The sequence below is a fragment of the Bradyrhizobium sp. KB893862 SZCCT0404 genome, from assembly GCF_018130885.1.
Classification (GTDB): domain Bacteria; phylum Pseudomonadota; class Alphaproteobacteria; order Rhizobiales; family Xanthobacteraceae; genus Bradyrhizobium; species Bradyrhizobium stylosanthis.
The window spans coordinates 775,118-798,272 of sequence record NZ_JAFCLT010000003.1; the positions used below are offsets into that span (position 1 = coordinate 775,118).

At 66.0% G+C, this 23,155-nt stretch carries 24 protein-coding genes and 1 other RNA gene; 17 read left to right on the forward strand and 8 right to left on the reverse strand.

Annotation, left to right across the window (positions count from 1 at the left end):
• Window positions 1–137: 137 nt before the first annotated feature.
• From argB to dapE, 6 genes are all read left to right on the forward strand, one after another.
• Entirely contained in the window at window positions 138–1,025 is an 888-nt protein-coding gene (argB, locus tag JQ617_RS17690) for an acetylglutamate kinase (protein WP_063693238.1), read from the forward strand.
• Window positions 1,026–1,174: 149 nt separating this feature from the next.
• Window positions 1,175–2,161: a DUF1036 domain-containing protein gene (locus tag JQ617_RS17695; RefSeq protein WP_212027452.1), complete on the forward strand. Its 987-nt coding sequence runs from the start codon at window positions 1,175–1,177 to the stop codon at window positions 2,159–2,161.
• A 174-nt stretch (window positions 2,162–2,335) separates the two neighbouring features.
• A complete protein-coding gene (locus tag JQ617_RS17700; protein WP_212027401.1) occupies window positions 2,336–3,061 on the forward strand; it encodes a pyrimidine 5'-nucleotidase in 726 nt (241 codons plus the stop codon).
• Between the two features lie 173 nt (window positions 3,062–3,234).
• Window positions 3,235–4,080, forward strand: a complete 846-nt coding sequence (gene dapD, locus JQ617_RS17705) for a 2,3,4,5-tetrahydropyridine-2,6-dicarboxylate N-succinyltransferase (protein WP_212027402.1) — start codon at window positions 3,235–3,237, stop codon at window positions 4,078–4,080.
• 227 nt (window positions 4,081–4,307) lie between these two features.
• Window positions 4,308–4,961 (forward strand): DUF805 domain-containing protein, encoded by a 654-nt coding sequence (locus tag JQ617_RS17710; RefSeq protein WP_212027403.1) that lies wholly within the window; start codon window positions 4,308–4,310, stop codon window positions 4,959–4,961.
• Window positions 4,958–6,124: a succinyl-diaminopimelate desuccinylase gene (gene dapE / locus JQ617_RS17715; RefSeq protein ID WP_212027404.1), complete on the forward strand. Its 1,167-nt coding sequence runs from the start codon at window positions 4,958–4,960 to the stop codon at window positions 6,122–6,124. Before JQ617_RS17710 ends, dapE begins: the two co-directional genes overlap by 4 nt.
• 190 nt (window positions 6,125–6,314) lie before the next feature.
• Here the strand turns inward: dapE and truA are convergent, their stop codons facing one another.
• The 3 genes from truA to def form a co-directional block, all read right to left on the reverse strand.
• Window positions 6,315–7,052, reverse strand: a complete 738-nt coding sequence (gene truA / locus JQ617_RS17720; protein ID WP_212027405.1) for a tRNA pseudouridine(38-40) synthase TruA — start codon at window positions 7,050–7,052, stop codon at window positions 6,315–6,317.
• A gap of 113 nt (window positions 7,053–7,165) precedes the next feature.
• Window positions 7,166–8,089: a methionyl-tRNA formyltransferase gene (gene fmt / locus JQ617_RS17725; protein ID WP_212027406.1), complete on the reverse strand. Its 924-nt coding sequence runs from the start codon at window positions 8,087–8,089 to the stop codon at window positions 7,166–7,168.
• Between the two features lie 139 nt (window positions 8,090–8,228).
• On the reverse strand, window positions 8,229–8,753 hold the full coding sequence (def, locus tag JQ617_RS17730; protein ID WP_212027407.1) for a peptide deformylase: 525 nt from the start codon (window positions 8,751–8,753) through the stop codon (window positions 8,229–8,231).
• Between the two features lie 171 nt (window positions 8,754–8,924).
• Between def and JQ617_RS17735 the strand changes: the two genes are divergently transcribed.
• Window positions 8,925–10,124 carry a DNA recombination protein RmuC gene (locus tag JQ617_RS17735; RefSeq protein ID WP_212027408.1) on the forward strand — a complete coding sequence of 400 codons (1,200 nt, stop codon included), beginning with the start codon at window positions 8,925–8,927 and terminating at the stop codon, window positions 10,122–10,124.
• A gap of 177 nt (window positions 10,125–10,301) precedes the next feature.
• The gene (locus JQ617_RS17740) at window positions 10,302–11,666 is read left to right on the forward strand and encodes an AmpG family muropeptide MFS transporter (protein ID WP_212027409.1); all 1,365 of its coding nucleotides are present in this window, start codon (window positions 10,302–10,304) and stop codon (window positions 11,664–11,666) included.
• 152 nt (window positions 11,667–11,818) lie between these two features.
• Here JQ617_RS17740 and JQ617_RS17745 read toward each other — a convergent pair whose 3' ends face one another.
• From JQ617_RS17745 to ffs, 5 genes are all read right to left on the reverse strand, one after another.
• The gene (locus tag JQ617_RS17745) at window positions 11,819–12,256 is read right to left on the reverse strand and encodes a hypothetical protein (RefSeq protein ID WP_212027410.1); all 438 of its coding nucleotides are present in this window, start codon (window positions 12,254–12,256) and stop codon (window positions 11,819–11,821) included.
• 26 nt (window positions 12,257–12,282) lie between these two features.
• Window positions 12,283–12,885 carry a recombination mediator RecR gene (recR, locus tag JQ617_RS17750; protein WP_027561562.1) on the reverse strand — a complete coding sequence of 201 codons (603 nt, stop codon included), beginning with the start codon at window positions 12,883–12,885 and terminating at the stop codon, window positions 12,283–12,285.
• A gap of 1 nt (window position 12,886) precedes the next feature.
• The gene (locus JQ617_RS17755; protein ID WP_063693207.1) at window positions 12,887–13,216 is read right to left on the reverse strand and encodes a YbaB/EbfC family nucleoid-associated protein; all 330 of its coding nucleotides are present in this window, start codon (window positions 13,214–13,216) and stop codon (window positions 12,887–12,889) included.
• Window positions 13,217–13,328: 112 nt separating this feature from the next.
• A complete protein-coding gene (locus JQ617_RS17760) occupies window positions 13,329–15,167 on the reverse strand; it encodes a DNA polymerase III subunit gamma/tau (protein WP_212027411.1) in 1,839 nt (612 codons plus the stop codon).
• Between the two features lie 94 nt (window positions 15,168–15,261).
• Window positions 15,262–15,358: signal recognition particle sRNA small type (ffs, locus tag JQ617_RS17765), an RNA gene on the reverse strand.
• A 183-nt stretch (window positions 15,359–15,541) separates the two neighbouring features.
• On the opposite strand from ffs, the gene JQ617_RS17770 reads away from it, so the two are divergent.
• From JQ617_RS17770 to JQ617_RS17810, 9 genes are all read left to right on the forward strand, one after another.
• Complete coding sequence (locus tag JQ617_RS17770; protein WP_212027412.1) at window positions 15,542–16,390, forward strand: transporter substrate-binding domain-containing protein; 849 nt, start codon at window positions 15,542–15,544, stop codon at window positions 16,388–16,390.
• A 120-nt stretch (window positions 16,391–16,510) separates the two neighbouring features.
• On the forward strand, window positions 16,511–17,173 hold the full coding sequence (locus JQ617_RS17775; RefSeq protein WP_212027413.1) for an amino acid ABC transporter permease: 663 nt from the start codon (window positions 16,511–16,513) through the stop codon (window positions 17,171–17,173).
• Window positions 17,170–17,964, forward strand: coding sequence for an amino acid ABC transporter ATP-binding protein (locus tag JQ617_RS17780; protein ID WP_212027414.1), 795 nt, complete (start codon window positions 17,170–17,172; stop codon window positions 17,962–17,964). Before JQ617_RS17775 ends, JQ617_RS17780 begins: the two co-directional genes overlap by 4 nt.
• Window positions 17,964–18,719 (forward strand): SDR family NAD(P)-dependent oxidoreductase, encoded by a 756-nt coding sequence (locus tag JQ617_RS17785; protein WP_212027415.1) that lies wholly within the window; start codon window positions 17,964–17,966, stop codon window positions 18,717–18,719. The genes JQ617_RS17780 and JQ617_RS17785 overlap by 1 nt, the downstream gene beginning before the upstream one ends.
• Entirely contained in the window at window positions 18,716–19,843 is a 1,128-nt protein-coding gene (locus JQ617_RS17790; RefSeq protein WP_212027416.1) for a muconate cycloisomerase family protein, read from the forward strand. The genes JQ617_RS17785 and JQ617_RS17790 overlap by 4 nt, the downstream gene beginning before the upstream one ends.
• A 243-nt stretch (window positions 19,844–20,086) precedes the next feature.
• Window positions 20,087–20,506, forward strand: coding sequence for an HIT domain-containing protein (locus JQ617_RS17795; protein WP_063693187.1), 420 nt, complete (start codon window positions 20,087–20,089; stop codon window positions 20,504–20,506).
• Window positions 20,507–20,519: 13 nt separating this feature from the next.
• Complete coding sequence (nudC, locus tag JQ617_RS17800; RefSeq protein ID WP_212027417.1) at window positions 20,520–21,458, forward strand: NAD(+) diphosphatase; 939 nt, start codon at window positions 20,520–20,522, stop codon at window positions 21,456–21,458.
• 6 nt (window positions 21,459–21,464) lie between these two features.
• Complete coding sequence (locus JQ617_RS17805; protein WP_212027418.1) at window positions 21,465–22,388, forward strand: sugar kinase; 924 nt, start codon at window positions 21,465–21,467, stop codon at window positions 22,386–22,388.
• Window positions 22,389–22,485: 97 nt separating this feature from the next.
• Complete coding sequence (locus tag JQ617_RS17810; protein WP_063693182.1) at window positions 22,486–22,995, forward strand: Lrp/AsnC family transcriptional regulator; 510 nt, start codon at window positions 22,486–22,488, stop codon at window positions 22,993–22,995.
• The last annotated feature ends 160 nt before the right edge of the window (window positions 22,996–23,155 follow it).

The following is a 23,155-nucleotide window of genomic DNA, read 5'->3' on the forward strand; positions in this document are numbered from 1 at the left end:
GGGTCCCGGCTCAGCGGAGCGGCACTACGCGCCGCACCGCGTCCGGGACACGAGAGCGGCATGGCAGCCACACTTTGCGCCGCGCCCGCCAATCGGATAGAACGCGGCCCGAGTATCCCGCCAGCGAGATCCGTGACATGACCGACATCTCCCCGCTCGACCAGGCCCGCATCCTGTCCGAAGCGCTGCCGCACATGCAGCAGTATGACGAGGAAACCATCGTCATCAAGTATGGCGGCCATGCCATGGGCGACGAGGAGACCGCGAAGAACTTTGCCCGCGACATCGTGCTGCTGGAGCAGACCGCGATCAATCCAGTCGTCGTGCATGGCGGCGGGCCGCAGATCGCGACCATGCTCAAGCGCCTCGGCATCGTCTCGGAATTCGCGGCCGGCCTCCGCATCACCGACGCCGCGACCATTGAGATCGTCGAGATGGTGCTCGCCGGTTCCGTCAACAAGCAGATCGTCGGCTACATCAACGAAGCCGGCGGCAAGGCCGTGGGGCTGTCCGGCAAGGACGGCAACATGGTGAAGGCGTCGAAGACGACGCGCACCATCATCGATCCGGGCTCGCATATCGAGAAGGCGGTCGACCTCGGCTTCGTCGGCGACCCCGAGAAGGTGGACCTCACCCTGCTCAACCAGTTGATCGGCTACGAGCTGATCCCGGTGCTGGCGCCGCTCGCGACCTCCAAGGACGGCCAGACGCTCAACGTCAACGCCGACACCTTTGCCGGCGCGGTGGCCGGTGCGCTGAAGGCCAAGCGCCTGTTGCTGCTCACCGACGTGCCCGGCGTGCTCGACAAATCGAAGAAGCTGATCCCGCAGCTCTCGGTCAAGGACGCGCGAAAACTGATCGCCGACGGCACCATCTCCGGCGGCATGATCCCGAAGGTCGAGACCTGCATCTACGCGCTCGAACAGGGCGTCGAGGGCGTCGTCATCATCGACGGCAAGATGCAGCACGCAGTGCTGCTCGAGCTCTTCACCAACCAGGGCACGGGAACGCTGATCCACAAGTGAGAGACGAGAAGACGAGAGACGCCGTCATGGCCGGGCTTGTCCCGGCCATCCACGATCTTTCGACCCGCGCCAAGAACGTGGATGCCCGGCACAAGGCCGGGCATGACGGAGGCAGACCACGCCGCCGCTCCCCCCTCACCCGCTTCCTGATGACGCTGCCGGCCGCGGCCGTCTCGTTCCTGTTCTCCTCGGCTCCCGCCCTGGCCGACCTCAAGATCTGCAACCGCATGTCCTATGTGGTCGAGGCCGCGATCGGCATCGACGACAAGGCGGCGACCGCGACGCGCGGCTGGTTCAGGATCGATCCCGCCACCTGCCGCGTGGTGGTGCAGGGCACGCTGAGCGCGGACCGCATCCTGCTCAACGCCCGCGCGCTCGGCATCTATGGCGCCTCCCCGATCCCGCAGAACGGCAACGACATGCTGTGCGTGGCGCAGGACAATTTCGTCATCGCCGCCGCGCGACAATGCCGCAGCGGCCAGACGCAGGTCGCCTTCACGCAGGTGACGCCGACACAGGGCGACGACGGCAACCTCGTCACCTATCTCGCCGAGGATTCCGAATATGACGACGAGCAGGCGCGGCTCGCCGGCATCCAGCGGCTGCTGGTGATCATTGGCTACGACGTCGGCGCGATCGACGGCGTCGACGGGCCGAAGACGCAAGCCGCGCTTGCCGCGTTCCTGAAGAGCCGCGGGCTGTCCTCCGACACGGTGTCGTCGCCGAATTTCTTCAAGACCATGGTCGATGCGACGCAGACGCCGTCCGCAAGCGGCCTGACCTGGTGCAACGACACGCCGCACAAGGTGATGGCGGCGATCGCCACCGACGACGGCAAGTCCGTGACCAGCCGCGGCTGGTACCGGATCGATCCCGGCAAGTGCCTGCACCCGGATGTGAGCGGCCAGCCGAAGCAGATCTTCAGCTTCGCCGAAGCGATCGATGCCGACAACCGCGTGATCAAGCTGAAGGACAAGCCGCTGAACTGGGGTGGCGACAAGCAGCTCTGCACGCGCGAGACCAAGTTCGAGACCAATGAGCAGATCGATTGCGCCGCGCGCGGCTTTGCGGCGGCCGGCTTCGGCGCGGTGGACATGAGCAGTGGCGGCAAGACGCTGCGGTTTGCGGTGCCGTGATGGGTGGCGCCACACACTCCGCCGTCGTCCCCGCGAAGGCGGGGACCCATAACCCAAGGGAGTGGTTGTGGCGCGAAGCTGGCAACCCCGAATCTTCGCCAAACCCCGTCCTGGGGCTATGGGTCCCGGGCTCGCGCTTCGCCCGCCGGGGGACGACGAGTTGAGAGAGACGCAATGACCTCCCCCCGCACATTTGGCCACGTCGACACCTGGGTGTTCGACCTCGACAACACGCTGTATCCGCATCACGTCAATCTATGGCAGCAGGTCGATGCGCGGATCGGCGAGTTCGTGTGCAACTGGCTGAACGTCGGTCCTGAGGAAGCGCGCAATATCCAGAAGGACTATTACCGCCGTTTCGGCACCACCATGCGCGGCATGATGACCCTGCATGGCGTCTCCGCCGACGATTACCTCGCCTATGTCCACAAGATCGACCATTCGCCGCTGGAGCCGAACCCCCAGCTCGGGGCCGCCATCGCAAAACTGCCGGGGCGCAAACTGATCCTGACCAACGGCTCGGTTGACCATGTCGATGCGGTGCTGGCGCGGCTCGGCTTCGCCGGCCATTTCGACGGCGTGTTCGACATCATCGCCGCCGGCTTCGAACCGAAGCCGTCGCCGCAGACCTACCAGAAATTCCTCGTCGACCATTCGGTCGATCCGACCAGGGCCGCGATGTTCGAGGACCTCGCCCGCAACCTCACCGTCCCGCACGAGCTCGGCATGACCACGGTGCTGGTGGTGCCGGACGGGACCAAAGAGGTGGTGCGCGAGGATTGGGAACTGGAAGGCCGCGATGCGGCCCATGTCGACCACGTCACGGACGATCTGGCGGGGTTTTTGGCGAGGCTCAGCACGCTCTCTCCAAGTCGTCCCGGCGAAGGCCGGGACCCATAACCCCAAGAGATCATTGGACGCGGGGAGCACACTCCGAGTCTTCGCCAAATTACACCCTGTGGGTATGGGTCCCGGCCTTCGCCGGGACGACGCCGGAGCCTTGACTCCGTCCCCCCAAATCCCGAAAAAGCGCCCAATCCCATCAAAATCCCCGATCCCAAGAGGAAATCCCGATGTCCCTGTCCGCCCTCGAATCCACCATCAACAGCGCCTTCGACGCGCGTGACGGCATTTCGACCTCAACCAAGGGCGAGGTGCGCGAGGCCGTGGACCAGGCGCTGGAGACCCTGGACAAGGGCGAGGCGCGGGTCGCCGAGCGCGGCGCCGACGGCAAGTGGAAGGTCAATCAGTGGCTGAAGAAGGCCGTGCTGCTGTCCTTCCGCCTCAACGACATGGACGTCATTGGCGGCGGTCCCGGCAAGGCGAGCTGGTGGGACAAGGTGCCCTCGAAGTTCGAAGGCTGGGGCCCGAACCGCTTTCGCGACGCCGGTTTTCGCGCGGTGCCCGGCGCCGTGGTGCGCCGCTCGGCCTTCATCGCCAAGAACGTCGTGCTGATGCCCTCCTTCGTCAATCTCGGCGCCTATGTCGATGAGAGCACCATGGTCGACACCTGGGCGACCGTCGGCTCCTGCGCACAGATCGGCAAGCGCGTGCACATCTCCGGCGGCGCCGGTATCGGCGGCGTGCTCGAGCCGCTGCAGGCCGAGCCCGTGATCATCGAGGACGACTGCTTCATCGGCGCGCGCAGCGAGGTCGCCGAAGGCGTGATCGTGCGCAAGGGCGCGGTGCTGGCGATGGGCGTGTTCCTGGGCGCCTCGACCAAGATCGTCGATCGCGAGACCGGCGAAATCTTCATGGGCGAAGTGCCGGAATATTCGGTGGTGGTCCCCGGCGCGCTGCCCGGCAAGCCCATGAAGAACGGCCAGATCGGCCCCAGCACGGCCTGCGCCGTGATCGTCAAGCGCGTCGACGAGCGCACGCGCTCGAAGACCAGCATCAACGAGCTGCTGCGGGATTGATCGGGCAAGCTGCCGCTCCGGTGTCGTCCCGGCGAAGGCCGGGACCCATACTCCCAGGCAGTGGTTTGGCGAAGACTCGTCGTTCGGTACTACTATCTCCCGTAGTCGATAGATCACGCGGTATGGGTCCCGGCCTTCGCCGGGACGACACTTAAGGCCGCATCGAACCCACCCTCCCTCCATCGCGACCAATCTTCGGGCGGCCCCGACCGCCCGGAGCCCTGCGCATGGACTGGACCTGGTATCTGTTCCGTTTCGACGGCCGCATCAACCGCGCCCTGCTGTGGCAGGCGCTGCTGATCGTCGCGCTGCTGGCGGGCTTGCTGGAGATCGCCGGTCAGGTCATCGGGATCATCGGAGGGACGAGGTCCACGCTCAAGCTCGGCATCGAGCTCGATTTCGATTTCGGCCTCGACGGCCTGTTCAAGCTGGTCGATCCCCGCGCCTCCCGCTCGCCGACATCCGCCGATCTCGCGACCGTGATCCTCAAGACCTCCGGCATGGCGCTGTTCTTCTGGATCTATCTCGCGACGGCGATCAAGCGACTGCACGATCGCGACAGGAGCGGCTGGTGGATCATTCCGTTCTTCTTCGTCCCCGGCCTGTTCAGCCAGTTCGCGGACCTGCTGCCCAAATCAAGCTGGGTGTTTTCGTTCAACCTGGCCGGCGCCCTCTTGTGGCTGTGGGGCCTCGTCGAAATGTACTGCCGGCCCGGCACCGCGGGCCACAACCGCTTCGGTCCCGATCCGCTTCTCGATATCGAGGACGATTCGGCATCCGCCGCGTCCCCTGCGAAAAACTGGGACCAGCAGCGCGAGATCGAAATTGTCCCGCCCAGCGCTAGCCCACCCGGCGGCATGCATGTTAATCGGGGCGCATGACCGATGCCCTCTCGATTGCCCGCGATCTCATCCGCTGCCCCTCAGTAACCCCGGCCGATGCCGGTGCGCTGGGAGTGCTTGAAAAAGCCCTCGGCGCCGCCGGATTCACCTGCCACCGCGTGACCTTCAGCGAGGACGGCACCGCCGACGTCGACAATCTCTATGCGCGCATCGGCACCGAAGGGCCGCACATCATCTTCGCCGGCCACACCGACGTGGTGCCGCCGGGCGACGAGACCGCCTGGACCGTCGGCGCGTTCTCCGGCGAGGTGAAGGACGGCGTGCTGCATGGCCGCGGCGCCGTCGACATGAAGGGCGGCATCGCCTGCTCGGTCGCAGCCGTGCTGGAGCATCTCGCCGCGAACGACGGCAAGCCGCGCGCCGACGGTGCGGGCTCGATCTCGTTCCTGATCACGGGCGACGAGGAAGACGTCTCCATCAACGGCACCATCAAGCTCTTGAAATGGGCCGCCGAGCGCGGCGAGAAGTTCGACCATTGTGTGCTGGGCGAGCCCTCCAATGTCGAGACGCTCGGCGACACCATCAAGGTAGGCCGCCGCGGCTCGCAATCCGGCACGCTTTATGTCGACGGCGTGCAGGGCCATGTCGCCTATCCGCACCGCGCCGCCAATCCGGTGCCGGATATCTCGCGCCTGATCGTCGCGATCTCCGACGAGCCGCTCGACCATGGCAGCGCGCAGTTCCAGGCCTCCAATCTCGAATTCACCTCGGTGGACGTCGGCAACAAGGCCAACAACGTCATCCCCGGCGAAGCCCGCGCCAAATTCAACATCCGCTACAACGACAATCACACCCAGGCGAGTCTGCGCGAGCTGGTCGAGACGCGCCTCGCCAAAGCCTGCGGCAACCGCATCAAGGCCCGCATCGTCTGGGAGCCCTCGAACTCCAACGTGTTCGTGACCAAGCCCGGCCCGTTCACCGATCTCGCGGTATCAGCCATCGAGGAGGTCACGGGCCGCAAGCCGGAGCTGTCGACCTCAGGCGGGACCTCGGATGCGCGCTTCATCTCCAGCTACTGCCCGGTGATCGAGTTCGGCCTCGTCGGCCAGACCATGCACCAGGTCAACGAGCGCGTGCCGGTGGCGGACCTGGAGAAGCTGACGAAGGTGTATCGCGGGATTTTGACGCGGTATTTTGGGTAGCCGGTAGTTTCTCGCCACCCCCGCCGTCATCGTCCGCCTTGTGCGCAATTGCGCACTGGGGCGGACGATCCAGTATTCCACAAGCGTTAGTGATAGAATCGACAGGCCGCGGCGTACTCGATGCCCCGCCTTCGCGGGGCATGACGCCGGGGGTGTGGCGAGAGCGAGCGTATCAAGCCCTCGCGCCCCCCTAATAATCCACCTTCATCAGATACAACCCCTCCGGCGGGGCGACGATGCCGCAGGCTGCGCGGCTCCGCGCATCCAGCGCTGCGGAGAGATCGTCCGCGGTCCAGCGCCCTTCGCCGACCCAGACCAGCGATCCCACCATCGAGCGCACCTGGCTGTGCAGGAACGAGCGGGCCGAGGTGATGACCGTGATCTCGCGGCCGTCGCGGATGACGTCGAGCTGGTCGAGCGTCTTCTCCGGCGATTTGGCCTGGCACTCGGTGTCGCGGAACGTCGTGAAATCGTGCTTGCCGAGCAGGCGCTGTCCCGCCGCGTGCATCGCCTCGGCATCGAGCTTGCGCGGCACGCGCCAGGCGTGACCGACGTCGAGCGCGAGGTTGGCGCGGGTGTTGACGATGCGGTAGCGGTAGTGGCGCTTCACGGCCGAGAAGCGCGCCTCGAAACCGTCGGGCACGATCTCGGCTTCCAGCACCGCGATCGGATGCGGACGCAGATGCGCATTGAGCCCGTCGCGGAAACGCCCGGGCGGAAACTGCTTCTCGATATCGACATGCGCGACCTGGCCGCGCGCATGCACGCCGGCATCGGTGCGGCCCGCACCGTGCACCCGCAAATCCGCACCCGTCATCGCCTTGACGGCGGCCTCGAGCGCACCCTGCACCGAAGGCAGCGTGTCCTGGATCTGCCAGCCGAAGAACGGCGCGCCGTCATATTCGATGGTGAGCTTGTAGCGGGGCATCGTATCCGGTGTCATCGTCCGCGCAGGCGGACGATCCAGTACGCCGTGACGGTTCGGTTCATCTCAGAAGTCTCGGCGTACTGGATACCCCGCCTTCGCGGGGTATGACAGCGTTAGGTGAATTTGGCTCCTGCCTTCACCGGCACGCCGCGCAAGAAGTCCGCGGCCTGCATCCGGCCCTTGCCCTCGCGCTGCAGCTCGATGATGCGGATCGCGCCCTCGCCGCAAGCGATGGTAAGGAGGTCGTCGAGCACCGCGCCCGGCTCGCCCGATCCCTTGGCGAGCTCGCAGCGCAGGATCTTCACGCGCGCATTGTCGAGCTCGGCCCAGGCGCCGGGAAATGGCGACAGGCCGTGGATGTGGCGCAGCACCGCGTGCGCGGGCTTGGTCCAGTCGACCCGCGCCTCGGCCTTGTCGATCTTGGCCGCATAGGTGACGCCGTCCTCGCTCTGCTTTTTCAGCTGCAGCCCACCCCGCCCGAGCGCCGCCATGGCGCGGACCATCAGATCCGCGCCGAGGCGGGAGAGACGGTCGTGCAGATCGAGCGCGGTCATGGTGTCGGTAATCGCAAGACGCTCGGCCATGGCGACGTCGCCGGTATCGAGGCCGACATCCATCTTCATCACCATGACGCCGCTCTCGGCATCGCCCGCCATGATCGCACGATTGATCGGCGCGGCGCCGCGCCAGCGCGGCAGTAGCGAAGCGTGAAGATTGTAGCAGCCGAGTTTCGGCGCATCGAGGATCGCCTGCGGCAGGATCATGCCGTAGGCGACGACGACGGCGGCATCGGCGTCGAAGCTGCGAAATTCTTCCAGCGCTTCCTCGGTCTTCAGCGTCTTCGGCGTCAGCACGGGCACGCCGAGTTTTCGCGCGGCCTCTTCGACCGGGGTCGGCTGCAATTGCAGGCCGCGTCGCCCGCCCGGCTTCGGTGCGCGCGTATAGACAGCCGCGATCTCGTGGCCATGCGCGACCAGCTCGAGCAGCGTCGGCACGGAGAAATCGGGCGTGCCCATGAAGATGAGGCGGAGGGGCATGTGGCGAGACAATCCTCGGACGCGAGCAAGGTACTCGTCATGGCCGGGCTTGTCCCGGCCATCCACGTTCTTTCCTGCCCGCGGCGCGAGAGAACGTGGATGCCCGGGACAAGCCCGGGCATGACGGCGGAGGGCTTGGCTACTCCGCGCGCTTGGCGGCTTTCTCGAACTTCTTCATCACGCGGTCGCGCTTGAGCTTCGACAGATAGTCGACGAACAGCACGCCGTTGAGATGGTCGATCTCGTGCTGGATGCAGGTGGCGTAGAGGCCCTCGGCATCCTCCTCGTGCACCTTGCCGTCGAGGTCGGTGAAGCGCACGCGCACCTTCGCGGGCCGTTCGACCTCCTCGTAATATTCGGGGATCGAGAGACAGCCTTCCTCGTAGACCGAGAGCTCCTCGGACGAGGCGATGATCTCCGGATTGATGAAGACGCGCGGCAGCGGCGTGGTCTCGCCGTTCTCGTCGCGCTTGGCGAGGTCCATGGTGATCAGCCGCAGCGGCTGCGCGATCTGGATCGCGGCCAGGCCAATGCCGGGCGCGTCGTACATGGTCTCGAACATGTCGTCGGCAAGCTTGCGGATCTCCGGCGTGACCTTCTCGATCGGCTTGGAGACCAGACGCAGCTGCTTGTCGGGCAGGATGATGATTTCTCTGAGGGCCATGGCCGCGATTTAAGCCCCGCGCCGGATGCGGTCAATGCGGCGAGGAACCCCGTTAACCCTCCGCTAACCATAAAACTTCACCTTTGGTTAACCATAAAAATTAGGGGGGCATTAACCCCGCACGTTCCCTCTTCGTTCGCGGATTCCCGCGAATCGGCTAGAAGGGCTGCCATGAACGAGATCATTTTCATGCTGGGCGACTGGCCGGTGCGCACGATCGACGCGCTGATCGGCTTCGGGGCCCTCGTCCTCATCCTGCTGGTGGTGATTGCGGTCGTGATCGCCAGATCCGGACGGCGCGGCGCGGAACTCGCCATGGCGAACGCGATCCGGGCCGACGAGCTCGAGGAGCGCCTCGCCCAGGTGCTGCACGCCCAGAGCGAGGCCGCCGGCCGGGCCGACGCCATGACCCAGGCACTGGCCGGCCGCCAGGCCGAGATGGCGCGAGCGGTCAACGAGCGGCTGGATTCGGTGACCCACCGGGTCGGCCAGTCGATGGAACACTCGACCCGCAACACCATGGAGAGCCTGCGTGCGCTGCACGAGCGGCTCGGCATCATCGACAACGCGCACAAGAACCTCACCGACCTCACCACGCAGGTGACCACCCTGCGCGACGTGCTCGCCAACAAGCAGTCGCGCGGCGCTTTCGGGCAGGCGCGAATGGAGGCGATCGTCCAGGACGGTCTCCCCAAGGGCTCCTACGAGTTCCAGTTCACGCTCTCGACCGGAAAGCGGCCCGACTGCGTCGTGTTCCTGCCCGACCAGCGCCCGCTCTGCATCGATGCGAAATTCCCGCTGGAGGCGATGACCGCGCTGCACGACGCCCGCACCGACGAGGAGCGGCGCGTCGCCACGCAGCGGCTGCGCGGCGACGTGATGAAGCATGTCAGCGACATCGCGGAAAAGTATCTCGTCACCGGCGAGACCCAGGAGATGGCGCTGATGTTCGTGCCGTCGGAATCCGTCTACGCGGAAATCCACGACGGCTTCGACGACGTGATCCAGAAGGCCTACCGCGCCCGCGTCGTGCTGGTTTCGCCTTCGCTGCTGATGCTGGCGATCCAGGTGATGCAGCAGATCATGAAGGACGCGCGCATGCGCGATGCCGCCGACCAGATCCAGACCGAAGTGATCAAGCTCGGCGACGATTTGGGTCGTCTCAGGGATCGCGTGGTCAAGCTGCAGAAACATTTTTCCGATGCGAACGAGGACGTCCGCCAGATCCTGATCTCCGCCGATAAGATCGAGAAGCGCGCCGGCCGGATCGAGGAGCTCGATTTCAGCAAGAGCGATACGGCGGCGGAAGGCCCGCGCCTGGTGGCGACCGCGCCGGAGCTGTTCCCGCGGAAGCTTCAGGCGGGGGAGTGATTTGCTAACCTCTCCCCGCCTGCGGGGAGAGGTCGGATTGCGCAGCAATCCGGGTGAGGGGGTACAGGTCTCGCGACCACCGCATGTGTGGAGAGAGGCCCCTCACCCCGCCCTCTCCCCGTAAGAACGGGGAGAGGGAGACGAGGCATCGCGGCCAGAATCTGCTAACACCACCCCATGACCGCACCCGACGCGACCTCCTCCGACGCGACTTCTGCTCCTGCGACCTCCTGGCGCGAGAGTCTGGCCGTTTACCTGCAGCCGCGGGTGCTGATCGTACTGTTCCTCGGCTTTTCCTCGGGGCTGCCGCTGGCGCTGTCGGGCTCGACGCTGCTGGTGTGGATGCGGGAAGCCGGCGTCGATCTCAAGACCATCGGGCTGTTCGCGCTGGTCGGCACGCCCTACACGCTGAAATTCCTGTGGGCACCGCTGGTGGATGCGCTGCATGTGCCGCTGTTCACGCGCGCTTTCGGGCGGCGGCGCGGCTGGCTGCTGTTCTCGCAGTTGCTGCTGATCGTCTCGATCGTGCTCTTGGCGCTCACCGACCCCGCGCGGTCGCCGTTCTACGTCGCGCTCGGCGCGCTGCTGGTGGCGACGACGTCCTCCACCCAGGACATCGTGGTCGATGCCTTCCGCGTCGAGAGCCTGCCGGAGAGCGAGCAGGCCGCCGGCATGGCAGCCTATGTCGCCGCCTATCGCATCGGCATGCTGGTCTCGACCGCGGGCGCGCTGTTCATCGTCTCGGGCTTCGAGGACGCCGGCATTGCGCGCAGCTCGGCCTGGATGTGGGGCTATGTGGTGATGGCGGCGATGGTGCTGATCGGCACCATCACCGCGCTGGTCGCGACCGAGCCCGAGCAGTCGGTGCGGGCCGAGGCCGCGACACAGACCGAGACCGCATTCGCGCGGGTGCTGCATGCCGCGATCGGCGCCTTCTCGGAATTCCTGTCGCGCAAGGATGCAGCCGCCGCGCTCGCCTTCGTCGTGCTGTTCAAGTTCACCGACGCCTTTTCCGGCACCATGACCGCGCCGTTCGTGATCGACCTCGGCTTCACCCGCAACGACTATGCGGCGATCGTGAAGGGCGTGGGCCTTGCCGCAACGCTGATCGGCGGCTTCGCCGGCGGTTTCGTCGCGCGGCGCTACCCGCTGGCGACCTCGCTCTGGATCGGCGGCGTGGTGCAGGCGCTGGCCAACCTGTCCTTCTCATGGCTCGCAATTGTCGGCACCAACCAATGGGCGCTGGCGCTCGCCATCTGCGCCGAGAATTTCACCAGCGCCATCGGCACCGTGATCTTCGTCGCCTATCTGTCGGCGCTGTGCCAGAACCCGCTGCACACGGCGACGCAATATGCGCTGCTCACGGCGCTCGCCGCGGTGGGGCGGACGTATCTGTCATCGAGCGCGGGCTTCGTGGCTGCCGCAACCGGGTGGCCGGCGTTCTTCGTGATCTGCGTGCTGGTGGCGATCCCGAGCCTGATCCTGCTGGCTTACTTGCAGAAGCGCGGGCATTTTGACGCGCTCGGGCCGGTGCGGGTGTGACGGTGCCGTAGGGTGGGTTAGCCCTGCAGATGCGCGAAGCGCATCTGCTCGGCGTAACCCACCAACGCCTCTTGCCGCGGATACAGAAGTGGTGGGTTACGCCTTCGGCTAACCCACCCTACGGCAGTTCGTCGTGAGGCGGCGGCGCCGCCCTACTGCTTCTTGATCAGGCTCCACTTCGTGATCACGGCTTCGCTCATCTGGCCGGGATCGCTGGCGCAGGCGACTTCGTCCACCTTGACCGAGATCGCCTTGCCGACGAACGATTTCAGCTGCGCGGCCTGCGCGTCGCTGGAGGTGACGAGCTGGAAGGTTTCCGGACCGGTCTCGAGATTGCACAGCCCGTTCGGCGCCGGCAGGCGGCGCGGCTCGGAGGTGATCTGGTACATCGCAACCCGCTTGCCGGCGTTCTTGACGTCGCGCACCTTCATCGCATTCAGCTCGCCCGAGAGCACTTCCCCGGCATTGATCGGCTTGCCGGGCTTCGACGGCGGCGGCGCACCGTCGTCCTGCTGCGCGGCGATGGCTGGCGTCACCAGCGCGAACATCGTCGCGGCCAAAGCCAGGCGTGTGGCGAAAAGTTTCGTCATGTCGTCCGTTCCGTAAGTCTGGATGGCTAGAAGAGTGTCCGCTGCCGCATGGCGGCCGATAGCGTACCCTCATCGAGATAATCAAGCTCGCCGCCGACCGGCACACCATGGGCCAGCCGGGTTACTTTTACGTTGGCGTCCTGAAGCAGGTCGGTGATGTAGTGCGCCGTGGTCTGGCCGTCGACCGTCGCATTCAGCGCAAGAATGATCTCGTGCACCTCGGCGGCATGCGCGCGCGCCACAAGCGCGTCGATGGTGAGATCCTGCGGTCCGACACCGTCGAGCGGCGACAATGTCGCGCCCAGCACATGGTAGCGGCCTTGCGTCGCATTGGCCCGCTCCAGCGCCCAGAGGTCGGCGACGTCGGCGACCACGACGATGATGGCGGGATCGCGCTTCGGATCGGTGCAGACCGTGCACGGATTTTGCGTGTCGATATTGCCGCAGGTCTTGCAGACCTGGACCTTGTCGAGCGCGACCTGAAGCGCCGAGGACAGCGGCATCATCAGCGCTTCACGCTTCTTGATCAGGTGCAGCGCCGCGCGCCGCGCGGAGCGCGGACCAAGGCCCGGCAACCGCGCGAGAAGCTGGACCAGCCGCTCGATCTCGGGACCTGCAACAGCGCCCATATTACTGGCCGAACAACCCTGACAGTCCCGGCGGCAGGCCGAGCCCGCCGGTGAGCGACTGCATCTTGTCCTGCACCGCCGTCTCCGCCTTGCGGCGGGCATCGCCGAGCGCGGTGACCAGCAGGTCTTCCAGCACCTCGCGCTCCTCCGCCTTCATCAGCGAAGGATCGATCTTGATGCCCTTCACGTCCATCTTGGCGGTCATGCGCACGGTGACGAGACCGCCCCCGGAGACGCCCTCGACCTCGACGCTCGCGAGCTGATCCTGCATCTCCTGCATCTTGGATTGCAGCTGCTGCGCCTGCTTCATCATGCCGAAAATATCGACCATCGGTGCTGTCCTTGGTTGGCACGATGAATCATCATCGCGCCTTGGCTTGTTGTTTTGGGCATGATCCCATCGGAAAACCGCTTTGCGCTACGCGGCGGCTCCGGATCATGCTCTAGAGATCGTCGCCGTCGGAACCGTCGGGCGGATCGTCGCTGCCATAGTCCGCGTTAATATTGGATTCCGGCGCCTCGGGGGCAAGCCTGCGGACCTCGACGACCTTCGATCCGGGGAAGCGCGACAGCACCTCCTGCACGCGCGGATCGGCCTCGGCGGTACGGGCATGTTCCTGCTTGGCGGCCTGGTTCACCGAGCGCAGCGTCGGCTGGCCCTGCTCGTTGGAGACGATCACGGTCCAGCGCCGGCCGGTCCACATCTCGAACTTTCGCGCGAGCTCGGTAATCATGGTCTTCGAGGCGTTCGGCTCGAGCGCGATTTCGAGCCGGCCCTCCTCGAAACGAACGAGCCGCATGTCGCCTTCCAGCGCGGCCTTGGTCATGACGTCGCGCTTCTGGCTGGCAACCGCGACGAGCTGGGTGAAGCTGGTGATGCGGAGCTGGGGCGCGGCACCTTGCGGATCCGGCGCGGGCGCAGCCATCTGCGGACGGGCGGCGCCGCCGAACGCCGATGGCGACGATGTCGGCATGCGAACCGGCGCCACGGACGCAACCGGCGCTGCGGAGGCCATGGGCGCGGCCGGTGCGCTGCTGCGCGCAGCGCCGCCGCCGCTCACGACCGGCGAGCCGCCGCCGTTCTGCTCCAGCATTTTGATCGCTTCGTCCGGCGTCGGCAGGTCGGCGACATAGGCGATGCGCACCAGCACCATCTCGGCCGCGGCCGCGGGCCGCGTCGCGGCCTGCACCTCGGTGATGCCCTTGAGCAGCATCTGCCACATCCGCGACAGCACGCGCATCGAGATCTTCGACGCGAAATCCTTGGCACGCACGCGCTCGGTCTCGCCATAGGCGACGTTGTCGGCGGTCGCCGGCACGATCTTCACGCGGGTGACGAAATTGACGAACTCGGCAAGGTCCGAGAGCACGACGATCGGATCGGCGCCGACATCGTACTGGTCGCGGAACTCCTTGAAGGCAGCCGCGATGTCGCCGCGCGCCAGCGACTCGAACAGGTCGATGACGCGGGTGCGGTCGGCAAGGCCGAGCATCTGCCTGACCGCGTCGGCCTTCACGGCGCCGGCCGCATGCGCGATGGCCTGGTCGAGCAGCGACAAGGAGTCGCGCACCGAGCCTTCGGCGGCGCGGGCGATGATGCCGAGCGCTTCCGGCTCGATCTCGACGCTCTCCTTCGCGGCGATGCTGGCGAGGTGCTTCATCAGCACGTCGGCCTCGACGCGGCGCAGGTCGAAGCGCTGGCAGCGCGACAGCACGGTCACCGGAACCTTGCGGATCTCGGTCGTGGCGAACACGAACTTGGCGTGCTCCGGCGGCTCCTCCAGCGTCTTCAGGAAGGCGTTGAACGCCGCCGTCGACAGCATGTGGACTTCGTCGATGATGTAGACCTTGTAGCGGGCGCTGGCCGGCGCATAGCGCACGCTGTCATTGATCTGGCGGACGTCGTCGACGCCGGTGTGCGAGGCCGCGTCCATCTCCAGCACGTCCATGTGCCGGCTTTCCATGATCGCCTGGCAGTGCACGCCGAGGGTCGGCATGTGGATGGTCGGCCCCTTCACCGAGCCGTCCGGCATCTCGTAGTTGAGCGCCCGGGCCAGAATGCGCGCTGTGGTGGTCTTGCCGACGCCGCGGACGCCGGTGAGGATCCAGGCCTGCGGAATGCGGCCGGTCTCGAACGCATTGGAGACGGTGCGGACCACGGCCTCCTGGCCGATCAGGTCGTCGAAGCTGGAGGGGCGGTATTTCCGCGCCAGAACCCGGTAAGGCGCATTGCCAGCCGGGCCGGCGCTGTCAGGATTGGGAGGGGCGCCAGCGTCGGTCATCGGTCGATCCGCAATGAAATCTCTCTCGGCCGGCTTTTGCGGAAAGGAGCGCGCTGGCGGGAAGCCCGCCGGCGCAATTCGCTCGGAAAAACAGGTAGGAGACTGACGAGCGACCCGATCCGGACCTCGTTAGGGCTGCTTCCTTCCGGACCTGACCCGGTTGGCGAGTGGCTCGTCCACCGCCAATCTCCCGGTCCCTATTTGGGGCCAAAGGGAGCGGAAAGCAAGCGGGTATCGGCCAGAACCGCTTGATCTTGCCCAGCATCCGGGCAAATCCGGAGCTGCCCAGCCGATAGGCTGTGCTTTCTCTGCCGGCACCACCTTGCTAAGAACGCTGACGGAACTCCACCCAACCAGAAAAGCGATTGATCCCAATGGTTACACGTCGTGATGTTGCATCGATTGTCGGGCTTGGCGCCATGACGGCAGCCGCGCTGGCTGCGCCGGCGGTGGCCCAGACCGCGGCCGACCCGAACGAATCGACCTTCGCCCGCATCCGCCGGACCAAGAAGATGCGGATCGGCGCAGTCGGCGGCGGCGCCCCCTATTACATGAAGGACCTCTCCACCGGCCAGTGGAAGGGCTTCTACATCGACATCGCCAAGGGCCTCGCCGACGACATGGAGGCCGAGCTCGAGATCACCGAGACCACCTGGGGCAATTCGGTGCTCGACCTGCAGTCCAACAAGATCGACATCTTCTTCGGCCTCAACCCGACGCCGAAGCGCGCGCTGGTGGTCGACTTCTCGGTGCCGGTCTTCAACAACGCCTTCGGCATCCTCTGCAAGAAGGACTTCAAGCCGAAGAGCTGGGCCGAGCTGAACTCGCCGGACGTCAAGATCGCCGTGGACCAGGGCTCCTCGCATGACCAGGTCGTCAGCCGCCTGACGCCGAAGGCGCAGATCTCGCGCCTGAAGACCGCCGACGATGCCACCGCCGCGCTGCAGACCGGCCGCGTCGACGCGCAGTGCCTAATCACCATGCTGTCGCTCACCGTGCTGAAGAAGAACCCCTCGCTCGGCCAGTTCGTGCTGCCGACGCCGATCTTCGCGACGACGTCAAACGCCGGCTTCCGCCGCGAGAACGACAAGACGTTCCGCGACTACGTCAACACCTGGATCGACTTCAACAAGGGCCTCGGCTTCATCCGCAACGCCATCATCACCAACATGGAGCTGGTGGGCGTGACGGAAGCGGACATTCCGCCGGGCGTGTCGCTGTAGCTACCAACACCGTCATTCCGGGGCGATGCGACGCATCGAACCCGGAATCTCGAGATTCCGGGTTCGCCCTTCGGGCGCCCCGGAATGACGCAGGACGACGTACGACGAGTTAACACACGCATGTATCAGTGGGACTTCGGCATCCTCTGGAGCTATCGCTGGCTCTTTCTCAACGGGCTCGGCGTCACCGTCGGCTTCACCGTGGTCATCGTCGTGCTCGGCCTCGTCTTCGGCCTGTTCGGCGCCTTCGGCAGCCTGTCGCGCTTCAAGCCGCTTCGGCTCGTCGCCCTCACCTTCATCGAGGCGTTCCGCTGCACGCCGATCCTGGTGCAGCTGATCTGGTTCTATTACGCGCTGCCGATCCTCGCCGGCGTCGAGATGACGCCGATCACGGCCTCCGCGCTGGCGCTGTCGCTCTATGGCGGCTCGTTCTATTCGGAGATCATCCGCGGCGGCATCATCTCGATCGACAAGGGCCAGTCCGAAGCCGGCGCCGCGCTCGGCATGACGCCCGGCCAGAGCATGCGGCGCATCGTGCTGCCGCAGGCGATCAAGCGCATGATCCCGGCGCTGATGAACCAGTCGATCATCCAGTTCAAGAATACTTCGCTGGTCTCGGTGCTGGCGGTGCCCGACCTCGTCTACCAGAGCCAGGTCGCCGCCCATGACAGCTACCGGCCGCTGGAGACCTACACCGCGGTTGCGGTCGCCTATGCGGCGATCCTGATCCCGCTGACCATCATCGTCCGCCGCGGCGAGAAGCGACTGGCGGTGAGCGAATGAGCGACACGTCCAAGATCGAGATCCGCAGCCTTCGCAAGAGCTTTGGCAGCAACGAGGTCCTCAAGAACATCAATCTCGACGTTGCCAAGGGCGGCGTCGTAGCGCTGATCGGCCCGTCGGGCTCGGGCAAGTCGACGCTGCTCCGCTGCATCAACCTGCTGGTCGTGCCAGACGGCGGCAGCGTCCGCGTCGGCGACACGCGCTTTGCGTTCGGCGAGGGGACGAGGCTCCCCGACGTGAAGTCGCTGGCAAAATTCCGCGCCACCACCGGAATGGTGTTCCAGCACTTTAATCTCTTCCCGCACATGACGACGCTCCAGAACGTGATGGAGGGTCCGGTCACGGTGCGCCGCATGGCCAAGGCCGATGCCGAAAAGCTCGCACGTGCGCAGCTCGCCAAGGTGGGCCTTGCCGAGAAGGCCGACCAATATCCGGCGACGCTCTCGGGCGGTCAGAAGCAGCGCGTTGCGATCGCGCGCGCGCTGGCGATGGAGCCGGACGTCATGCTGTTCGACGAGGCCACCTCCGCGCTCGATCCAGAGCTCGTCGGCGAGGTTCTGAACGTGATCCAGCAGCTCGCGTCCGAAGGCATGACCATGGTGATCGTGACCCACGAGATCGCGTTCGCCCGCGAGGTCGCCGACCGCCTGATCTTCATGCGCGACGGTGTCGTCGTCGAGGAAGGCCCGGCGCGGCAGGTGATCGACAATCCCAGGGAAGCCGCGACGCGCGCCTTCCTCAGCCATTTCCACCGCACCGGCGCGCTGCCGCCGGTCAACGCAACATCGTGATGCCCAATATCGATCGCGCCTATCTCGTCACCGGTGCCGCCAGCGGCATCGGCCGCGCCACCGCAAAGCTGCTCGCGGCGCCCGGCACCGCGCTGTTGCTGCACACACGCTCCAATGCCGAAGGCCTCGACGCCACCGCGGCGGAGACCGAAGCGAAAGGCGCCGTCGTCGCAAAGTGCCTCGGCGATCTCGCCGAAGAGGCTGCGGCCAGCGATGCCGTCGCCGCTGCGCAATCGGCATTCGGCCGGCTCGACGGATTGGTTCTCGTGGGCGGCCACGCCCGCCGCGGCAGTGCGATCGGCACGCCGGCGGATGAGTTCCGCAAGGCCATGGATGAATCGGCGCTCGCCTTCACGCGGCTCGTCGGCGCAGCCCTGCCGCTGCTGCGCGCCGGGCGCGATGCGCGGATCGTGACGGTGTCGTCCTTCGTCGCGCATGCGATCCGACCGGAATTCGCGCCCTTCGCGGCGACGGCCGCGAGCCGCTCGGCGCTGGAAGCGCTGGTGCGCCTCACCGCCGTCGAGCTTGCGAAGGACGGCATCACCGTCAACGCGGTGTCGCCCGGCCTCATCGTCAAGGACAAGCCGAGCGAGAGCCGGCTCTCGCCCGAGCAGATCGCAGCGACCGAAGCGCTGATCCCGATGCGCCGCCGCGGGCGGCCGGAGGAAGTCGCCGAAATCATCGCGTTCCTCGCATCCCCCAAAGCATCCTACGTCACCGGCCAGGTCTGGCACGTCAATGGAGGCCTGACATGACCGAAGCAACCGTCGCACGTATCAGGCTGTTCCTGATCGAAAGCCCGATCAAGATGGCGCGCCTGCAGGGCGTCGGAAACGTCAAGGGCACGGTAAAGCGCGTCCTGATCGAGCTGACGTCGAGCGACGGCGTGGTCGGCTGGGGCGAAGCGGCGCCGTGGGAGGTGTTCACCGGCACGCCCGAGGCAGCGTTCTCGGCGCTCGACATCTATCTGCGGCCCATCGTGCTCGGCAAACCCGTGCGCCGCATCCGCGCCCTGATGGCCGAGCTCGACCGCGCGCTGGTCGGCCATGCCGAGGCCAAGGTCGGACTCGAGATGGCGCTGCTCGACATCGTCGGCAAGTCGTCGGGGCTCTCGGTCGCCGACCTGCTGGGCGGCCGCGTGCGCGACACGATTCCCCTCTCCTTCTCGATCGCCGATCCGGATTTTGCCGCCGATCTCGAGCGCATGCGGAAAATGGTTCCTGAAGGCAACGTCATCTACAAGGTCAAGACCGGTGTGAAACCGCATCGCGAGGACCTCGATCATCTCGAAGCGATCCGGAAAGAATTCGGCGACAAGGTCGACCTGCGCGTCGACTACAACCAGGCGCTGGCGCCGTTCGGCGCCATCAAGATCCTGCGCGATGTCGAAGAGTTCGCGCCGACCTTCATCGAGCAGCCGGTGCCGCGGAAATATCTCGACGTGATGGCGCAACTCACCGCCGCGCTGGAGACGCCCGTGCTCGCCGACGAGAGCTGCTTCGACCGCCGCGACATGATGGAGGTGGTCCGCCGCGAGGCGGCCGATGCGGTCTCGATCAAGCTGATGAAGGCCGGCGGCCTGTTCGAGGCGCAGGCCATCATGGCGATCGCCGACATCGCCGGCCTGCCCGGCTATGGCGGCACGCTGTGGGAAGGCGGCATTGGTCTGGCCGCCGGCACGCAGCTGATCGCGGCGACACCGGGCATCTCGCTCGGCTGCGAGTTCTACATGCCGCATCACGTGCTGACCGAGGACGTGCTGGAAGAGCGCGTCGCCAACCGCGGCGGTCACGTCGTGGTGCCCGACGGCCCCGGCCTCGGCATCCGCGTCAGCGAAGCCTCGGTCCGCGCCAATGCGCGGGTGCTGGCGGAGGCTTAACCTGTCATTCCGGGGCGCGCACAGCGCGAGCCCGGAATCCATAACTACAGAATCAGGTTTGGCGCGGACTCGGAGCCGCCAGCTCGCGCAATAGCTATTGCCTGTGGTTATGGGTCCCCGCCTTCGCGGGGACGACGACCGAGTATGCATAAGCAGGGGAGCCCCAACCTTCCCCTCGCCAACTCGGTATCGTATGGTCCGGCCCAACAAGCCCGTTCCCGATCGGGCCGTCCGGAAACGCATATGTCTGATCCCGCCTGGTCGCTGCACTCCCGCCTGAAAGAGGACACCATCGATATCGGCGATCTGCCGCTGTCCAAGGTGCTGGTCATCAAGGACGCGCATTATCCGTGGCTGCTGCTGGTGCCGCGGCGGGCGGATGCGGTCGAGATCATCGATCTCGACGAGGTGCAGCAGGCGCAATTGATGACCGAGATCTCCCGCGTCTCGCGCGCGCTGAAGGAGATCACCAAATGCGACAAGCTCAATGTCGCTGCGCTCGGCAACCTCGTGCCGCAGCTGCATGTCCACATCATCGCGCGGCGCACCGGTGATGCGGCCTGGCCGCGGCCGGTCTGGGGCGTGATGCCGCCTCTGGCACACGATGCCGCAGAGGTTCAGAATTTCATCAGCGCGCTTCGCCGAAAAATCTGGTTGGGTTGAAAGAATAGCAAAAATGTCACCATTCGACGCATTTCCGCTGGGGCAGCCGGCGTTCGTCACCAACGTCCTCGACCGCGCCGCGCATCTGCGCCGCGACGACGAAAAGCTGTTCGCGATGGAGCAGAAGCCCTCCTCGCGCGCCTATGTCGTCTACCGCGACTCGCTGCTGGTGAAGCGCGAGGGCGACAAGGTGCGCGCACTGCTCTCGATCGACGAAGCGACGAAGTGCGGCGCCAATCCCGGCACGATCTTCCTGGGCCTGCGCGACGGCGCCGCGGTGTTCGGCATGGGGATGCCGCAGGCCGCAGCCGAAAAGCTGATCGGCCGCGAGGACTATAGTGTCACCGAGCTGCGCGGCATGGCGATGCAGGGCGCGGTCCACCCCGACGAGCTCTCGGCGATCGCGATGGCGAAGTCGATGGTCGGCTGGCACCAGCGCCACGGCTATTGCGCCAATTGCGGCGCGCGTAGCGCCATGAAGGAAGGCGGCTGGAAGCGCGAGTGCCCTGCTTGCAAGGCCGAGCATTTCCCGCGGACGGACCCTGTCGTGATCATGCACGTCGCCTCCGGCGACAGGTGCCTGCTCGGCCGTCAGAAGCACTTCCCGCCCGGCATGTATTCGTGCCTCGCCGGCTTCGTCGAGGCCGCCGAAACCATCGAGGACGCGGTGCGCCGCGAGATCCTCGAGGAATCCGGCATTCGCTGCACCGACGTGCAGTATTACATGACCCAGCCCTGGCCCTATCCGTCGTCGCTGATGATCGGCTGCAGCGCGCGGGCCGTGAGCGAGGACATCGTCGTCGATCACTCCGAGCTCGAGGACGCGCGCTGGTTCTCCCGCGAGGAGGCGGCGAAGATGCTGACGCGGACGCATCCGGACGGGCTTGCCGGTCCGCATCCCTTCGCGATCGCCCATCATCTGCTCGGCCGCTGGGTGCACGACAAGAGCTGACCGCCGATGGCGCCATCCGCGAACGCGCCGCGCATCCTCTGCATCGGCATTCCCGTGCGCGATCTCACCTTCCGGGTCGAGGCCGTGCCCGCGCGCGGCAGCAAGGCGAACGCCACGCATCTCGCCGAGATCTGCGGCGGCAATGCGCTCAACGCCGCCATTGCGATGGCGCGGCTTGGCGGGCGCGTCGCGTTCGCAGGTCCCATGGGCGATGCGCGCGAGACCTCGAGCGGCTTCATTCTCGAGCGGATGGCCACTGAGGGCATCGACACCACCCATATCGTGCGCATGCGGGACGCGACCACGCCGGTCTCTGCGATCACCATCGACGCAGCGGGCGAACGGACGCTGACTATTTATCGCGATCCCGCGCTCTGGACCGTGAAGCTGCCCGAAGCCGACGCGCTGCTCGCCGATTGCCAGGCGGTTCTGATCGAGAGCCGCTGCGGCGCCTTCTGCATCGATCTCTGCACCGAAGCGCGCCGGCGCGGTATTCCCGTCGTCGTCGGCGTCGACCGCGCGATGTCGTTGCAGGACGAACTGCTCACCGCCGCCTCGCACCTGCTGTTCGCGAGCGAACAGGTGCAGGAGACCGCCGGCATCGCTGAGGACGGGGCGGCGCTGAAGCGCCTCGCCGCCCTGACACCAGCTTTCCTCGCCGCCACACGCGGCCCGCAAGGCACGATCTGGCTGAACGACACCGGGGCGCTGGAGGAGACGGCGGCCTTTCCGATCCAGGCGGTCGATACGCTTGGCGCCGGCGATGTCTTCCACGGCGCCTTCACGCTCCGCCTCGCCGAGGGCGAGGGGGTGCGGGAGGCGCTGCGATTCGCCGCGGCCGCCGCAGCGCTGAAATGTACCCGCCATGGCGGCGGCTTGGCGGCCCCTCAACGCATTGAAGTTGATGGACTTTTGCGAAGAACGCCCTAGAGGGATTCCATTGCCGCGCCGAGATTATGGGCTTGCTGTGGAAAGATTTTCTCTATATCAGGGAAATCAGCCCATGAAATGGAACAAAGTTCTTCAAATGACCGACGTCGCCGTCCAGATCCCCGAGACCAGCCGCCGCCTCGACGCCATCGACCGCAAGATTCTGATGGTACTCCAGGAAGATGCCTCCCTCTCCGTCGCCGAGATCGGCGACCGCGTCGGACTGTCGTCGACCCCGTGCTGGAAGCGCATCCAGCGCCTGGAGGCCGATGGCGTGATCCTGAAGCGGGTCGCCCTGGTCGACCAGAACAAGATCGGGCTCGGCATCTCCGTGTTCGTCTCTGTGGAAAGCTCCGACCATTCCGACGCCTGGCTCAAGAAATTCGCCGAAGCCGTCAGCGCCATGCCCGAGGTGATGGAGTTCTACCGCATGGCCGGCGACGTCGATTACATGCTGCGCGTCGTGGTCGCGGACATGCAGGCCTATGACATCTTCTACAAGAAGCTGATCAGCGCCGTGCCGCTGAAGAACGTCACCTCGCGCTTCGCGATGGAGAAGATCAAGTCGGTGACGGCGCTGCCGATCCCGGCGGTGGTGGCGGCTTAGGTTTCACCACACGGACCGTGTCATCGTCCGCGAAGGCGGACGATCCAGTACTCCGTGACGCCTGTGATTGAAACGAGAAGCCACGGCGTACTGGATTGCATGATGTGGCTCCATCCGCTCAGGATGGGGCGCCGGCGGACCTTCGAGTACTGGTTTGGTC

Bases quoted from the DNA above. Each gene is read 5' to 3' on its own strand.
- JQ617_RS17780 (WP_212027414.1), top strand. From the start codon at position 17,170: ATGAGCGACACGTCCAAGATCGAGATCCGCAGCCTTCGCAAGAGCTTT.
- JQ617_RS17790 (WP_212027416.1), top strand. From the start codon at position 18,716: ATGACCGAAGCAACCGTCGCACGTATCAGGCTGTTCCTGATCGAAAGC.
- argB (WP_063693238.1), top strand. From the start codon at position 138: ATGACCGACATCTCCCCGCTCGACCAGGCCCGCATCCTGTCCGAAGCG.
- JQ617_RS17775 (WP_212027413.1), top strand. From the start codon at position 16,511: ATGTATCAGTGGGACTTCGGCATCCTCTGGAGCTATCGCTGGCTCTTT.
- JQ617_RS17770 (WP_212027412.1), top strand. From the start codon at position 15,542: ATGGTTACACGTCGTGATGTTGCATCGATTGTCGGGCTTGGCGCCATG.
- dapD (WP_212027402.1), top strand. From the start codon at position 3,235: ATGTCCCTGTCCGCCCTCGAATCCACCATCAACAGCGCCTTCGACGCG.
- def (WP_212027407.1), bottom strand. From the start codon at position 8,753: ATGGCCCTCAGAGAAATCATCATCCTGCCCGACAAGCAGCTGCGTCTG.
- nudC (WP_212027417.1), top strand. From the start codon at position 20,520: ATGTCACCATTCGACGCATTTCCGCTGGGGCAGCCGGCGTTCGTCACC.
- JQ617_RS17695 (WP_212027452.1), top strand. From the start codon at position 1,175: ATGACGCTGCCGGCCGCGGCCGTCTCGTTCCTGTTCTCCTCGGCTCCC.
- JQ617_RS17810 (WP_063693182.1), top strand. From the start codon at position 22,486: ATGACCGACGTCGCCGTCCAGATCCCCGAGACCAGCCGCCGCCTCGAC.
- fmt (WP_212027406.1), bottom strand. From the start codon at position 8,089: ATGCCCCTCCGCCTCATCTTCATGGGCACGCCCGATTTCTCCGTGCCG.
- JQ617_RS17740 (WP_212027409.1), top strand. From the start codon at position 10,302: ATGACCGCACCCGACGCGACCTCCTCCGACGCGACTTCTGCTCCTGCG.
- JQ617_RS17785 (WP_212027415.1), top strand. From the start codon at position 17,964: ATGCCCAATATCGATCGCGCCTATCTCGTCACCGGTGCCGCCAGCGGC.
- JQ617_RS17745 (WP_212027410.1), bottom strand. From the start codon at position 12,256: ATGACGAAACTTTTCGCCACACGCCTGGCTTTGGCCGCGACGATGTTC.
- JQ617_RS17735 (WP_212027408.1), top strand. From the start codon at position 8,925: ATGAACGAGATCATTTTCATGCTGGGCGACTGGCCGGTGCGCACGATC.
- JQ617_RS17710 (WP_212027403.1), top strand. From the start codon at position 4,308: ATGGACTGGACCTGGTATCTGTTCCGTTTCGACGGCCGCATCAACCGC.
- JQ617_RS17805 (WP_212027418.1), top strand. From the start codon at position 21,465: ATGGCGCCATCCGCGAACGCGCCGCGCATCCTCTGCATCGGCATTCCC.
- JQ617_RS17795 (WP_063693187.1), top strand. From the start codon at position 20,087: ATGTCTGATCCCGCCTGGTCGCTGCACTCCCGCCTGAAAGAGGACACC.
- recR (WP_027561562.1), bottom strand. From the start codon at position 12,885: ATGGGCGCTGTTGCAGGTCCCGAGATCGAGCGGCTGGTCCAGCTTCTC.
- JQ617_RS17760 (WP_212027411.1), bottom strand. From the start codon at position 15,167: ATGACCGACGCTGGCGCCCCTCCCAATCCTGACAGCGCCGGCCCGGCT.
- JQ617_RS17755 (WP_063693207.1), bottom strand. From the start codon at position 13,216: ATGGTCGATATTTTCGGCATGATGAAGCAGGCGCAGCAGCTGCAATCC.
- JQ617_RS17700 (WP_212027401.1), top strand. From the start codon at position 2,336: ATGACCTCCCCCCGCACATTTGGCCACGTCGACACCTGGGTGTTCGAC.
- dapE (WP_212027404.1), top strand. From the start codon at position 4,958: ATGACCGATGCCCTCTCGATTGCCCGCGATCTCATCCGCTGCCCCTCA.
- truA (WP_212027405.1), bottom strand. From the start codon at position 7,052: ATGCCCCGCTACAAGCTCACCATCGAATATGACGGCGCGCCGTTCTTC.